A 14,027-nucleotide genomic window follows, 5' to 3' on the forward strand; every position below is an offset into this window, starting at 1 on the left:
TCGTTACTTTGTGAGGAGAACCCCACAATTTGAATTGCCGACTAGATGTCTTATGGAGGTTGTATCACTGATGTCCGAATCTCAAGAACGCCTTAATGTCGAAATGCCGACAGTTTACGATCCAACAAGTGCAGAACGCAAATGGTACGAATATTGGTTGAGCAATGGATACTTCCAAGCAGGACGTCGTCCAGATGCTCCCAAATACACGATAGTGATTCCGCCGCCTAATGTTACGGGGATGCTGCATATTGGACATGCCCTTGATTTTACGCTGCAGGATATTCTCATTCGTTTCAAGCGGATGCAAGGCTTTGATGCGCTATGGCTACCGGGTACAGATCATGCCGGAATAGCTACCCAAACTAAGGTGGAGCAGAAGCTCCGCGAAGAAGGCAAAAGCCGCTACGATCTCGGACGCGAAGCTTTTCTGGAAAAGGTGTGGGAATGGAAGGATCATTACGCAAACACGATTCGTGAGCAATGGGCGAAAATGGGCCTCAGTCTAGATTACTCTCGCGAACGCTTTACTTTAGACGATGGGATGTCTAAGGCAGTACGTGAAGTGTTCGTGCGCTTGTATGACAAGGGCCTGATCTACCGTGGCAAGAGAATCATTAACTGGGATCCTGCAGCAAGGACTGCACTCTCGGATATTGAAGTTGAATATAAGGAAGTAAACGGACACCTGTACCATTTACGTTATCCGTTAGCTGACGGAAGCGGGTATATTACAGTTGCGACGACTCGTCCAGAGACGATGCTCGGTGATACTGCTGTTGCTGTTCATCCAGAAGATGAGCGTTATAAGCATCTTGTTGGTCAAATGATTATGCTCCCAATTGTAAATCGGGAAATTCCAATCATTGGCGACGACTACGTCGACAAGGAATTCGGAAGCGGTGCGGTTAAGATTACTCCTGCTCATGATCCTAACGACTTCGAAGTAGGTGCAAGGCACGAGCTTCCGCAAATTACGGTTATGGATGAAGGCGGTCGTATGAATGAGCATGCCGGTCCTTATCAAGGCATGGATCGCTCAGATTGCCGCAAAGCCATCGTTAAGGATATGCAGGAGCAAGGGATATGCATCCAAATTGAAGATCATGTTCACCAAGTTGGCCATAGCGAGCGTTCCGGTGCTGTCGTCGAGCCTTATTTGTCCACGCAATGGTTCGTAAATATGAAGCCGTTAGCAGCGAAGGCAATTGATTCGCAGAAATCGGGCCAAGGCGTTAATTTTGTTCCGGATCGTTTCGAAAAAATATATTTACAATGGATCGAGAATGTACGCGATTGGTGTATTTCCCGTCAGCTTTGGTGGGGTCATCGGATTCCAGCATGGCATCATGAAACGACGGGTGAAATATACGTTGGCACAGAAGCTCCTGAGGGCGCGGATCAACCGGGTTCTCCTTGGAAGCAGGACAATGATGTGCTTGATACGTGGTTTAGCTCTGCGCTGTGGCCATTCTCCACGTTGGGATGGCCTGAGGACAGCGAGGATCTGAAAAACTACTACCCAACTGGCGTGCTTGTTACTGGCTACGACATTATTTACTTCTGGGTTGCCCGGATGATCTTCACCGCGCTCGAATTTACGGAACAAATTCCGTTTAAGGATGTTCTCATCCACGGTCTAGTTCGTGATGCGGAAGGTCGGAAAATGTCCAAGTCGTTAGGCAATGGGGTTGATCCTCTTGACGTCATCGAGCAATATGGTGCAGATGCGATGCGTTACATGATTTCCACCAGCAGCACACCAGGTCAGGATTTGCGCTTCCGTTTAGAGAAAGTCGAGCAAACCCGTAACTTTGCCAACAAGATTTGGAACGCTTCTCGGTTTGCACTGATGAACCTCGAAGGCTTCACTTACGAACAAATCGACCTGAGCGGCGAATTGTCAACGGCTGATCGTTGGATTCTCCACAGGTTCAATGATACCGCACGCGATATTACACGACTGATGGACAGCTATGAGTTCGGGGAAACCGGACGCCTGCTGTACAACTTCATCTGGGATGATCTGTGTGATTGGTATATTGAGTTCTCGAAGCTTACGCTATACGGTGAGGATGCTACGGCTAAGAAGAGCACACAATCCGTTCTAGCTTATGTGCTGGACCGCACGCTTCGCTTGTTGCATCCATTCATGCCATTTCTATCTGAAGAGATTTGGCAGCATTTGCCGCACGAGCCGGGCGAGACGATTACATTGGCTGCTTGGCCAGAGTATCGCGCCGACTTCGAAGCAGCAAATTCGCTTAAGGAAATGGAGCTTCTCATGGAAGCTATCCGTGCGGTACGTAACGTACGTGCAGAAGTGAACGTGTCCCCAGGTAAGAAGATTGAGCTGCTTCTGAAACCAACCGGTGAAGCAGAAGAGGGGATTTTCTTGCGTAATGAAATCTATATTCAACGTTTCTGTAACACGTCTTCGTATACACTTGATCGTGCATTAACGGCACCGGATAAAGCGATGACGGCGATTATGTCGGGAGCAGAGCTGTTTTTCCCGCTGGCCGGCTTGATCGATATCGGGCAGGAGATTGCTCGTTTGACCAAAGAGGTCGACAATTTGAATGTTGAAGTGGAACGTGTAGAGAAGAAGCTATCCAATGAAGGTTACATTGCCAAAGCACCAGCCCAAGTTGTTGAGCAGGAGCGGATTAAAGGGCAGGACTATCGGGATAGACGGGATAAAGTTATCGCAAGAATTGCAGAGCTTCAAGGGTGATGGGAGAGGATGATAGCATGAATACAGATATTACCTCCTCTACGACGTCCTTTCAAACAGCCGAAGAAGCGATGGCCTGGATTACGGGCCTGACCTCCTTTGGAATACGTCCGGGCTTAGACCGAATTAATCAGCTAATGGAAATCTTTAATCACCCACAACGGAGATTAAAATTTATCCACGTGGCAGGAACGAATGGCAAAGGCTCAGTATGTGCCTATTTAACGAGCGTGCTCAGTCAATGCGGATATGATGTGGGGACATTTACTTCCCCATATCTTACTTCGTATGCCAATAGACTCCAATATAATGGGCAAGATATAGAGGATGAAGTGCTAGTCCGGCTCGTTAACAAATTGAAGCCAGCCGCTGAGGAGATGGCGCGAGGCGAATGGGGATCCCCGACAATGTTCGAGGTGACTACGGCTTTAGCGCTTCTCTATTATGGAACGGTCGCTTTCCCGGATTTCGTCGTATGGGAAACGGGGCTTGGCGGGCGATTAGATGTCACGAACATCGTAACCCCAATCGTTAGTGTCATAACGAATGTTGGTCACGACCATATGGACGTGCTCGGTCCAACTCTTGTTGATATTACGAGGGAAAAGGCGGGGATCATTAAGGCGGGCGTTCCAGTCGTTTCTGCCCTATCGCAGCCTGAAGCAATCGAGATTGCACGGGAAACGGCACAAGCACGAAAGTCGACTTTATACCTCCTTGGAGATAAGTTCTCTTATCTGCCGCTAGAAGTTGCTGAAAATGAGCAAAAGTTTTCTTTTCAAGGACCGTTCCGTGCTTTACAATCTTTAACGGTAACCATGAACGGGGCTCATCAAATCACGAATGCAGCTACTGCAGTTATGACCATAGAAGTGCTTCGGCAATATTACGCTTTAATCGTGGACGATGAAGATCTAGCTGTTGGACTGAGGAATACGTCGTGGCCAGGTAGGCTGGAAATGGTGTCACAGCATCCAAGGATATTGATTGATGGAGCTCATAATCCGGAAGGCATGGAAGCTCTAAGTCATGCGCTTCGCGATATTTACAAGTTTGATCAATTAAATGTAATGATCGCGATGATGCCGAATAAGAATCATGAGCATTCCTTGCGGCATATACTACCCATGGTGGATACACTTGTAATCACAGAACCTGATTTCCATAAAAAAATGAACGCTGCTGACCTAGCCACCGTCGCTGAAGGGTTGCGTACGGAGCTCGGAGGGCCGCGGCACGTTATCGTGGAGCCTGATTGGCGAAGTGCCTTGGAGCGTCTGCTAGAGGCTTCATCATCGTCCTCCAAAGGCGAGAATACATTAAACGTGATTACTGGCACTCTATATTTGATTGCCGACGTCCGTTCGTGGCTGCTCCATGGAACGAAATCTGAAAAAGGCTGGTGAAGCGTTGTTGCGGACCGCTGAGCATGTTCATTTTATCGGTATCGGAGGATATGGAATGAGCGCCATCGCCCGGGTTATGCTGGAGATGGGGTATCAAGTATCCGGTTCCGATGTCGTACGACAGGAATTAACTGACAAACTGGCTGCCAAAGGAGCACAAATTTATATTGGTCATGAACCGGAGCATGTTCGGGGAGCTGATCTTGTTGTGTATTCTACGGCTTTATCAAGAGATAATGTTGAACGTCAGGAAGCTGAAGTGTTAAACATTCCGATTATCCATCGGGCACAGATGTTAGCTCGTTTACTGAATGCCCGTACAGGCATTGCGGTAGCTGGGGCGCATGGTAAAACAACGACATCCTCCATGATTGCACTCGTGATGGAAAACTGCGGACTTGATCCGACGTATATCATCGGTGGGGAAATCGTAAACGTCGGTACGAACGCGAAAGCGGGTAAAAGCCAATTTGTCGTGGCTGAAGCCGACGAAAGCGATGGATCATTCTTGCAGTATGAATCTGCAATGGGTGTCGTATTGAACATTGAAGCCGATCATCTGGAAAATTACGATGGGGATTTCAATAAGCTTAAAGAAGCTTATGTTTCATTTCTGCGCAATGTAAAGCCGGATGGCTGTGCTGTTGTTTGCGGGGATGATGAGAATGTTCAAGAGCTGCTTCCTCAAGTAAAGGATCGCCGAATCATTACTTATGGGATTGAATTCAGCGGGCTAGATTATAGAGCTACCGATATCCAGCTTGGAGATCGTTGTGCTACGTTCACCGTTCATCATCATGATGACGTTCTTGGTACGATAACTTTATCGGTCCCAGGTAGACATAACGTGTACAACGCTCTTGCTACGCTTGTCGTGTGTCTTGAAGCAGGTGCCTCCTTTGAGTCGATCGCGGAAGCTATTCGCGAATTTCGAGGAGCTAAACGCCGGTTTCAAGTGCTTGGAGAAGTGAAGGACATGCTAGTCATTGATGACTATGCTCATCATCCGACCGAAATTCAAGCGACGATTCAAGCGGCCAAAGCGACTGGTAAACGAATTATCGCTGTATTCCAACCACAGCGCTATACACGGACGTTTTTCTTATTAGATGCCTTCAGTCGGGCGTTCGCTGATGCGGATGAGGTCATTATTACGGACATCTATTCCCCAGCAGGTGAACAAAAAATTGAAGGAGTCAACTCGCGTAAGCTAGTTGAGTTGATTTCCCAGAATAGTAACGCCAACGTAACCTACGTTCCTACCAAGGAAGAGGTTCGCGATCTATTGGCGGAACGAGTTGCACCTGGAGACTTGGTGTTAACAATGGGTGCAGGCGACATTTGGAAGACGGCGGTTGATTTGTCACGTATCCTGCGTGAACGCGAATAAGTGAGTAGGATATGTACGAGGTCCAAGTGATCTCTACATATTTAGGATGGGATTGTCTTGCAGGTTCAATTAGGACCTTGTGAGACAGTCCCATTTTCACGATCATATTTCTCTCTCCTCTCTCATATTCTAATTACTAGATTGAGGACAAGGGGAGACGTAACATGCAATCCAAAGCTAGAATGACCATTCGTTTCGAGCCTGCCGTCAAGCCGAAACTAGTAAAGCTACCGATCGAGCTACCTATCGATTCTAATCAGGAGTTTCTCGAAGAGCAGGTAAAGATTGAGAACTTGCAAGATTTTAAGACATGGAATAGCCCCTATCAAGATGATATACATGCCTTAGAGGAAATAATACGTCAATCTGAAGCGACGAAAGTGCCCCATGCCGTTGCTGAAACGGTTAAGTTTGTTCAGCCTACTCCTCCGGTAGTAGAAAAGCGAATATTACGATTGTCTGAGGCTACTTGGAAGGACATCGCGGATGATCATTTGACCGAAGAGAAGTGGAACGAGGATTTAGTGGATGAGGATCAGGAAGGGCAGCGCAGCTCAGGATGGTATAATCGCGCACAGACGATACAAGAGAAGGGACCTTCCTGGGGGAGGGTATTTCTTTCGGTAACCGGAGCGGTCGCTACAGGAGCATTATTCGGCTATATGGTATTAAGTCTATTTACAGGTGAGCCTTTGTTTCCTGGTAAAACAGAGCTAGGTACCCCATTATCGGTTCAAGCTTCTGCCGGGAAATCTACTCATTCTACAACAGACAAATCTGCATCATCTGAAGGATCAGTCCCCTCGGATACGGCTCCCCTCGAGGGCAAGGTTGAAGAAGCCGCAAGTGCTTCTACTTTACAGGTTGCAGCAGATGTTTATTACATGCTTCAATATGGTGTATTTCAGAGTGAGGAGAGTATGCTAACAGCTGTTAAGGAGCTACAGGGTAAAGGCTTGTCATCCGCTTCGGAGACGAGCGACGGTTATCACGTGTATGCAGGGATGGCTCGAACTAAGGATGAAGCGGAGCTGCTTGCTGCGCAGATGCCTAATACGACGGTGTACATTAAGCCACTTGGAGGCGAACCGTTGCAGGTCTCTTCTAAGGTGCTCTCACGTGAGGGAGTTCAGTTTATGAATGCAAGCGCAAGCTTGAGTCGGAAGCTGGTTCAGTATTCAGGATACGCTTTACAGGATGAATCACCTCAGAAAATGGAAGCTACGGATATAGTCGCACTACAGGAAGCTCATCAGCAATGGTTGGAATCCGTCCCATCAGTTGATAAATTGGACAGTAAAGCGATCGAAGATGGGAAAACAATTGTTAAAGCATTAGACTCTGCAATGAATTCTATGACGGAATATAATCGGAAACCATCGCGGTTCCACTTGTGGAGTGTACAATCGTCGGTAATGGCAGCTTTACTTGCTGATCGTCATATGAGATTAATTATAACGGATTGATCTGGAAAATGGTTACATCAGGACTTTAGAACGGGACAGCCTGCATCGTTGGGGCTGTCTTTGTTTTATACATTGTGTGACTTGTCTAGGGAACGTATAATGGATAGACGGGTGTCAAAAAATGGTGGGAGACGGGGATTTATGAAGAAAAACGGATGGATACTTCTTTTGTTCATTTTCTTAGGACTACTAGCAGGTGCACTCGTGGCCGTTTGGCTTAAGGAGGTTCCTGGACTCACCTTTTTAACTCGTTCAATTCAAGTAAGTTGGTCACCAGCAGCAGATTTATCCGTGATCCAATATAGCTTGGATTTAAGCGTTAACTTTAGCCTGTTGAGCGTTATTGGGGCTATTGTTGCGATATGGTTGTACCGTAAATTGTAAGAGGAAGGAAGAATTGCAGTATGATATTCGCTTCTAACAGTAGTCCGAAGCTTATTCTCGCTTCTGCATCACCACGTAGACAACAATTAATTTCTTTGCTTGGGTTACCTGTTGATATTTTACCTAGCCAAGTGGATGAAGATACGCCGGATGACTGGTCTCCAGCCCAGATTGTAGAGGGACTTTCATTACGGAAAGCTCTAGCTGTTAAAGAGAAATTAACAAATCCATCGGATGAATCGTCTATTATCGTGGGCAGCGATACTATTGTTGTGTTGAAGGGCGATGTGATGGGTAAACCTAGAGATGAAGAAGATGCTATTAGGATGCTGAGTCTGCTATCAGGTGAGACTCATGAAGTATATACGGGAGTAACTTGCGTCCGGGTATCCGATTCGAAGATGATCACTTCTCATCGTGTGACAAAGGTTAAAATGAGAAAATGTTCAGAACAACAGATTTCTCGCTATGTCGCTACCGGTGAGCCGATGGATAAAGCGGGTGCATATGGCATTCAAGAGATCGGCTCATTGCTAGTTGAATCCATCGAAGGCTGTTATTTCAACGTCGTTGGATTGCCCGTGTCGCTCCTAGCTGTTCAATTGGAGCAATTCGATATTGTGGTGCCCTGAACCTTGAAGCCATTCCCGCGGCCGACGCGGCTGTCGAAGGTAGGTTAACGTTATGGAGCAACGATCCTTTCGTTTACGCGACATTCCATCCGGAGAGCGCCCACGGGAACGTATGCAGCAATACGGAGCAGAAGCTCTAAGTCATGCAGAATTACTAGCCATCTTACTGCGCACGGGCTCATCTAAAGAATCTGCTATACACTTAGCTCAACGCATTCTTAACGAATGTGGGGGTCTTCGTAGCTTGGCGGACAATAAATGGGAGGACCTAACGAGAATTCACGGGATAGGTCCTGCGAAGGCGCTCCAGCTTCAAGCCTCAATTGAACTTGGTCGCAGAGTTGCACGCTCTAGATTGCCGGAAATGATTAAGATCACATGTCCACAAGATGCAGCTGACTTACTGATGGAAGAGCTAAGGCACCATAAAGAAGAGCATTTTGTATGCTTATTTCTCAATACCAAAAATCAAGTTATAGGACGTCAGACGTTGTCCATAGGCAGCTTGAATGCTTCAATCGTACATCCGAGAGAAGTATTTAAAGCGGCAATTAGAAGAAGTAGTGCCTCGATTCTATGTGCGCATAATCACCCTAGTGGTGATCCTACACCTAGCGCTGAAGATATTCAGCTTACGAAGCGATTAGGGGAAGCCGGACAATTGATCGGAATTGAGCTACTGGACCATTTGGTAATAGGTGACAATCGCTTTATCAGTTTGAAGGAAATGGGCTGTTTGTAATATAATAATAAGGATTGTCCCGACGACTGGTGAACCTTCAACGGTGTCAACATAGAAGTCGCGGTTATAGCAGGAGGTAGCAGAATGGTTGGAGGATTTACGCGAGATCTAGGTATCGATCTCGGAACAGCAAACACGTTGGTATATGTTAAGGGTAGAGGGATCGTTGTCAGGGAGCCATCAGTGGTTGCTCTGCGTACTGATACAAAAAAAATCGTAGCGGTCGGTTCAGATGCGAAAAAGATGATCGGTCGTACCCCAGGAAATATTGTCGCCATTCGACCTATGAAAGATGGAGTCATCGCGGATTTCGAAACAACAGCGACGATGATTAAATATTTTATTCGTAGTGCTCAAAAGCCTAGATCCTTATTTCCCCGCCATCCTGATGTCATGGTTTGTGTTCCTTCCGGTATTACAGCCGTTGAGAAGCGTGCGGTAGAGGATGCAACTAAACAAGCAGGCGCAAGAGAAGCTTATATTATTGAAGAGCCATTCGCTGCAGCTATCGGTGCAGATTTACCGGTATGGGAACCGATGGGGAGTATGGTCGTTGATATCGGAGGCGGAACTACAGAAGTTGCAGTAATCTCTCTAGGTGGTATCGTAACAAGCAAATCAATTCGCGTAGCCGGTGACGAGATGGATGATGCAATTATTGCGTACATCAAGCGTCTGTATAATCTGATGATCGGCGAAAGAACCTCTGAGCAGCTGAAGATGGAAATTGGTTCAGCTATGCCACTTGATAAAGTTGAGTCCACAGAGATTCGTGGACGTGATCTTGTGTCAGGCTTACCTAAGACGCTGGCTATCACTTCCGATGAAATCACTGAAGCGTTGTCAGATACCGTTAATTCGATTATCGATGCCGTTAAAGTGACCCTAGAGAAATGCCCTCCGGAGCTTTCTGCAGATATTATGGATCGCGGTATCGTATTGACGGGCGGGGGAGCCCTACTCCGCAATCTGGACAAGATGCTGGCGCGTGAGACAGGAATGCCTGTTTTGGTTGCTGAGAACCCACTCGATTGTGTGGCAATCGGTACAGGAAGAGCACTCGAGAACATCCATCTCTTCAAGTCCAAAGGCGGAACTTCTCGGCTCGGCCGCTAGTTTTATTATTTTTGGACGGGAGAGCAGGTGGGTCAGATTTTTCGATTAATGCGCAACAAGCGGTTGTTTATTCTTATGATTGGGTTGATATTATTTATCGTCCTCATGGGAATTACATTAGGTCGGACTCGCTTGACTTGGCCAGAGAAATTCATTAATGATGCCTTTGGAACTGTGCAAGGAGTTTTGTACCGGCCGGTCGGAGCGGTCGCGGATTTTTTCCGCGACATCGGCCGGCTTTCCGATGTGTATAAGGAAAATGAGCAGCTACGTCAAACCGTTGCTCAATATACTCAGGATCAAATTAAATTTAACTTGCTAGAAGCAGAAAACAAACGGTTACAAGAGGATTTAAATTTTACGGAGCAACAGAAGAACTCGGACAATTATCGTTACTTGATCGCGCAGGTTGAGGGAAGTACGTCCAACCCTTATGAGAAAACCATCACAATTAACCTAGGTTCACGGGATGGGATTAAGCCTGAGATGGCTGTCAGGACGGTTGATGGATTGGTTGGATTAGTAAGTAAGGTCAAGAACTTCACTTCCACAGTTACGTTAATCACGAACTTGGATCCTAATTCATCCAGGGGAACCCCTGTATCCGCTACATTCTTAAGTAAACCCGATTCTTTCGGAATAATAGAATACGATGATGAATCCGGTGCGCTACAAATGACCAAAATCGATGAACGTGACAAGCCTGTTGAGGGCGATAAGGTCATTACTTCAGGGCTGGGAAGCTTGTTTCCTAAAGGGATCATTATTGGTACGGTAAAAAGTAGTCAGGTTGGTGACTTTGGTTTGACTTATACGGCGATTATTGAACCTGCTGCTAAGTTTAATCATCTGAGAGAAGTTTTCGTTGTAGTCGTTCCCTCCGAGGTGGATGAGCCGTGAATATGCGAATCAACTGGGTGATCCTATGCGCATTGGTGCTTCTTGTTATTGAGAATGCTGTTGTTCCTTGGATTATTCCTTCCGCTTGGAGTGAAAGATTGCTTCCGCACTTATGCTTTATTGTGACGTTGTTTGTTGCTACGTTTGCGGGCCGTCATCCCGCATTTCTGTTCGGTTTAGGTTTTGGGCTTCTCCAGGACTTATTGTCTTACGGTCATTTGATCGGACCCTATGGATTCGGAATGGGATTGATCGGTTACTTGGCAGGTTTAGCATCCGAACGCAAAAGCACCACGATTGGATTTTTTATAGGTACGGTTATAATTAGCGGTTTATTGCTAGATTCGATCATTTATTTTATTTATAAGCTGTTCCTCATTACAGATTTACAGTACACTTATGTTTTCTATTGGCAAGTGGCTCCAACTGCCTTGCTTCAACTGTTGATAGCACTCCTTATGTATGTTCCAGTACGCCGCTTCTTAGTTAAACCTTCTCTAGCTTCGGGAGAAGAAAACCCGGAATAAGATGAACCGTTTAACCTGACAGGCAGGAATTCGGCTTCATGAAGCCGAATTTCAATTACCGTGGGGAGGAGCGGACAACGTGACCGGCAAATCGTACATTACAATCAAAGGAATTAAAGAAGGCCTCGTATTTCTGCTAGACGATCAATGTGAATTTGTCACTCTCTTAGATGAATTGAATGCGAAATTAGATAAGCATGTCCAACAATTCACTGGACCTATTGTGCATATCTTTATTAAACTTGGTGCGAGGCAATTGGAAGAAGAGGATAAGGAACGGATACGTTCTATTCTTCGTAGACAAGGTAATCTGCTGATCCAGTCCATTGAAAGTGATCCTCCGACAGTGGATCCTACCCTTAAGATAGCACCTACTTTACATACAATGACCGGAATTATTAGATCTGGACAAACGATGGAATTTGATGGCCATCTGCTATTGCTTGGGGATGTGAATCCGGGTGGCACGATCAAATGTAGTGGGGATGTGTATGTGCTAGGTGCGCTAAGAGGGTCTGTGCATGCAGGGGTGGAAGGCGATGTTAATGCGATTATCGCCGCTTCTCTGATGAAACCAACTCAGTTACGAATAGCGGACATCATTAGCAGACCACCAGATGAATGGACTTCCGCAGAGCCTTGGATGGAGTATGCATTTTTACGTGAAGGCACAATGGCGATTGACAAAATGACGAGCTTAAACCGTCAACGCAAGGAAGTCATGCAGTTCAAAGGAGTGTAGAATCGTGGGAGAAGCGATCGTTGTCACCTCAGGTAAGGGAGGAGTCGGTAAAACGACAACCTCAGCCAATTTGGGTACGGCTTTAGCGATTTTTGGGAAAAAGGTATGTATGGTGGATACCGATATCGGCTTACGTAATCTCGATGTGGTCATGGGACTTGAGAATCGGATTATTTACGATCTTATCGACGTAGCCGAAGGACGTTGTCGAGTAAATCAAGCGTTAATCAAAGATAAGCGCTTCGATGAGCTGTACATGCTTCCGGCTGCACAGACGAAAGACAAGAATGATATTTCTCCAGAACAGGTACGCCAGATCATAGAAAGCTTAAAGCCGGATTTCGATTATATTATTATTGATTGTCCAGCTGGCATCGAGCAAGGTTTTCGTAATGCGATTGCGGGTGCGTCTCAAGCTATCGTGGTCACGACCCCGGAGAATGCTGCAGTTCGCGATGCAGATCGGGTTATCGGATTACTTGAAAAAAGTAACTTCCCGTCACCTAAGCTCGTTATTAATCGTATTCGTCCGAATATGATGAAAAGCGGAGATATGCTGGAAATTGATGATATTTGCCAGGTTCTAGCTATTGATTTGATTGGAATTATCCCTGATGATGAATATGTAATCAAAGCTGCGAACTCAGGAGAACCCACAGTGATGAACGTGGATTCGCGTGCTGCTATTGCTTATCGTAATATCGCAAGGCGTATATTAGGAGAAACGGTTCCCTTGTCGCAGATGGACGAGAAGTCCGGTATGTTTCGTAAAGTAAAGAAGTTCTTGGGAATGGGATGATCGGAGCTTGCTAAACCGATTGAAGAAAATGGACTGGATGATGCTCGTCATTCTCCTATTGTTTATGGGGATAAGCACCCTTCTAGTAAAAAGTGCGACGATTAATAATCCATTACCTGCTTATCAGAATATGGATAAGCAGACAATTATCTATTATGCGGTTGGGTTTGTCGTAATCCTCTTTATGACGTTAGTGGATTACCGGCTAATCCTGAAGACTTGGTACATTTGGTATGGAATCGGCATTATTATGCTTGTACTCATCTTTGTATTAGTTGAGAAGAAGAATGGTGCCCAGAGCTGGTTTGAGTTGGGTTCATTTTCATTTCAACCCGCGGAAGTCATGAAGCTTTTTCTCATCATTGCGGTTGCCGCAATAATGGGAAGACGACAAGGGGATTCGCTCCGGATGCGTACGGACGTCATGGCCGTGGCGGCTGTTTCTTTTGTGCCGTTCGTGCTTGTTATGATGCAGCCGGATTTAGGGAACGCGATGATCTACATTTTCATCGTGCTTGGAATGCTATGGATCGGCAACGTTCGCTATTCATATGTGACGATTGGTTTGACTGTTGTCGTGGGCGGTCTCTTGCTGTTCGTTACTCTATTCAACACCTACAATACAGAGATTCAAACCTATTTAGGGAAACATGAGTTAGGACATTGGTACGAGCGGATCAATACGTACATTCATCCGAGTGAAGCTTCCGATGATGCAGTTCGTCAGTCGAAGTATGCCCAGATAGCCATAGGCTCGGGTGGTCTCGCTGGGGATGGCTATTTACAAGGGGAGTCCAAGAAACGTAACTTTATCCCTTACACCTATTCCGATTCTATCTTCGTTGTTGTTGGTGAGGAATTCGGGTTTCAGGGAGCGGCTGTCTTACTCTTACTGTATTTCCTCTTTATCTACAGAATGATCTTGATCGCTTATCAATGTTACGATCTTCGAGGGTCATTTATCATCATTGGGATCGCAACGATGATGGTGTTTCAGATCTTTCAGAACGTCGGAATGATGATTGGGATCATGCCCATTACGGGAATCACACTTCCTTTTATCAGCTATGGAGGAACTTCCCTGCTGCTCAATATGATATCGATTGGTTTCATTTTCAGTATTCGGGCACATCAAGAGAAGTACACGATGGAGAGCTAGTCATGATTCGACATTCATTGGATGAAG

13 protein-coding genes are annotated in these 14,027 nt (G+C 46.1%); all 13 read left to right on the forward strand.

Features of this window, described 5'->3' with window-relative positions; all coding sequences use genetic code 11:
- Window positions 1–70 precede the first annotated feature (70 nt).
- A complete protein-coding gene (locus tag M1K58_RS00640) occupies window positions 71–2,737 on the forward strand; it encodes a valine--tRNA ligase (RefSeq protein WP_256756738.1) in 2,667 nt (888 codons plus the stop codon).
- 17 nt (window positions 2,738–2,754) lie between these two features.
- The gene (locus M1K58_RS00645; RefSeq protein ID WP_256756739.1) at window positions 2,755–4,143 is read left to right on the forward strand and encodes a bifunctional folylpolyglutamate synthase/dihydrofolate synthase; all 1,389 of its coding nucleotides are present in this window, start codon (window positions 2,755–2,757) and stop codon (window positions 4,141–4,143) included.
- Window positions 4,115–5,533, forward strand: a complete 1,419-nt coding sequence (murC, locus tag M1K58_RS00650) for a UDP-N-acetylmuramate--L-alanine ligase (protein WP_256756740.1) — start codon at window positions 4,115–4,117, stop codon at window positions 5,531–5,533. Before M1K58_RS00645 ends, murC begins: the two co-directional genes overlap by 29 nt.
- Window positions 5,534–5,697: 164 nt before the next feature.
- On the forward strand, window positions 5,698–6,999 hold the full coding sequence (locus M1K58_RS00655; RefSeq protein WP_256756741.1) for an SPOR domain-containing protein: 1,302 nt from the start codon (window positions 5,698–5,700) through the stop codon (window positions 6,997–6,999).
- A gap of 141 nt (window positions 7,000–7,140) precedes the next feature.
- The gene (locus tag M1K58_RS00660; protein ID WP_256756742.1) at window positions 7,141–7,383 is read left to right on the forward strand and encodes a DUF4321 domain-containing protein; all 243 of its coding nucleotides are present in this window, start codon (window positions 7,141–7,143) and stop codon (window positions 7,381–7,383) included.
- A 20-nt stretch (window positions 7,384–7,403) separates the two neighbouring features.
- A complete protein-coding gene (locus M1K58_RS00665) occupies window positions 7,404–8,015 on the forward strand; it encodes a Maf family protein (protein ID WP_256756743.1) in 612 nt (203 codons plus the stop codon).
- A gap of 52 nt (window positions 8,016–8,067) precedes the next feature.
- A complete protein-coding gene (gene radC, locus M1K58_RS00670) occupies window positions 8,068–8,757 on the forward strand; it encodes a RadC family protein (RefSeq protein WP_256756744.1) in 690 nt (229 codons plus the stop codon).
- An 84-nt stretch (window positions 8,758–8,841) separates the two neighbouring features.
- Window positions 8,842–9,873 (forward strand): rod shape-determining protein, encoded by a 1,032-nt coding sequence (locus M1K58_RS00675; RefSeq protein WP_256756745.1) that lies wholly within the window; start codon window positions 8,842–8,844, stop codon window positions 9,871–9,873.
- Window positions 9,874–9,900: 27 nt separating this feature from the next.
- Window positions 9,901–10,773 (forward strand): rod shape-determining protein MreC, encoded by an 873-nt coding sequence (gene mreC / locus M1K58_RS00680; RefSeq protein WP_256756746.1) that lies wholly within the window; start codon window positions 9,901–9,903, stop codon window positions 10,771–10,773.
- 2 nt (window positions 10,774–10,775) lie between these two features.
- Window positions 10,776–11,300 (forward strand): rod shape-determining protein MreD, encoded by a 525-nt coding sequence (mreD, locus tag M1K58_RS00685; protein WP_256758183.1) that lies wholly within the window; start codon window positions 10,776–10,778, stop codon window positions 11,298–11,300.
- A gap of 79 nt (window positions 11,301–11,379) precedes the next feature.
- The gene (locus tag M1K58_RS00690) at window positions 11,380–12,042 is read left to right on the forward strand and encodes a septum site-determining protein MinC (RefSeq protein ID WP_256756747.1); all 663 of its coding nucleotides are present in this window, start codon (window positions 11,380–11,382) and stop codon (window positions 12,040–12,042) included.
- Window positions 12,043–12,046: 4 nt separating this feature from the next.
- The gene (gene minD, locus M1K58_RS00695) at window positions 12,047–12,841 is read left to right on the forward strand and encodes a septum site-determining protein MinD (RefSeq protein ID WP_256756748.1); all 795 of its coding nucleotides are present in this window, start codon (window positions 12,047–12,049) and stop codon (window positions 12,839–12,841) included.
- A 7-nt stretch (window positions 12,842–12,848) separates the two neighbouring features.
- Entirely contained in the window at window positions 12,849–14,000 is a 1,152-nt protein-coding gene (locus tag M1K58_RS00700; protein ID WP_256756749.1) for an FtsW/RodA/SpoVE family cell cycle protein, read from the forward strand.
- Window positions 14,001–14,027: the final 27 nt, after the last annotated feature.

The organism is Cohnella sp. WQ 127256 (genome assembly GCF_024519285.1).
Taxonomy (GTDB): domain Bacteria; phylum Bacillota; class Bacilli; order Paenibacillales; family Paenibacillaceae; genus Cohnella.

Excerpts from the sequence above, each read along its gene's own strand:
- murC (WP_256756740.1), top strand. The coding sequence starts at position 4,115 with ATGGAACGAAATCTGAAAAAGGCTGGTGAAGCGTTGTTGCGGACCGCT.
- M1K58_RS00665 (WP_256756743.1), top strand. The coding sequence starts at position 7,404 with ATGATATTCGCTTCTAACAGTAGTCCGAAGCTTATTCTCGCTTCTGCA.
- M1K58_RS00640 (WP_256756738.1), top strand. The coding sequence starts at position 71 with ATGTCCGAATCTCAAGAACGCCTTAATGTCGAAATGCCGACAGTTTAC.
- M1K58_RS00660 (WP_256756742.1), top strand. The coding sequence starts at position 7,141 with ATGAAGAAAAACGGATGGATACTTCTTTTGTTCATTTTCTTAGGACTA.
- M1K58_RS00675 (WP_256756745.1), top strand. The coding sequence starts at position 8,842 with ATGGTTGGAGGATTTACGCGAGATCTAGGTATCGATCTCGGAACAGCA.
- M1K58_RS00645 (WP_256756739.1), top strand. The coding sequence starts at position 2,755 with ATGAATACAGATATTACCTCCTCTACGACGTCCTTTCAAACAGCCGAA.
- radC (WP_256756744.1), top strand. The coding sequence starts at position 8,068 with ATGGAGCAACGATCCTTTCGTTTACGCGACATTCCATCCGGAGAGCGC.
- M1K58_RS00655 (WP_256756741.1), top strand. The coding sequence starts at position 5,698 with ATGCAATCCAAAGCTAGAATGACCATTCGTTTCGAGCCTGCCGTCAAG.
- mreD (WP_256758183.1), top strand. The coding sequence starts at position 10,776 with ATGCGAATCAACTGGGTGATCCTATGCGCATTGGTGCTTCTTGTTATT.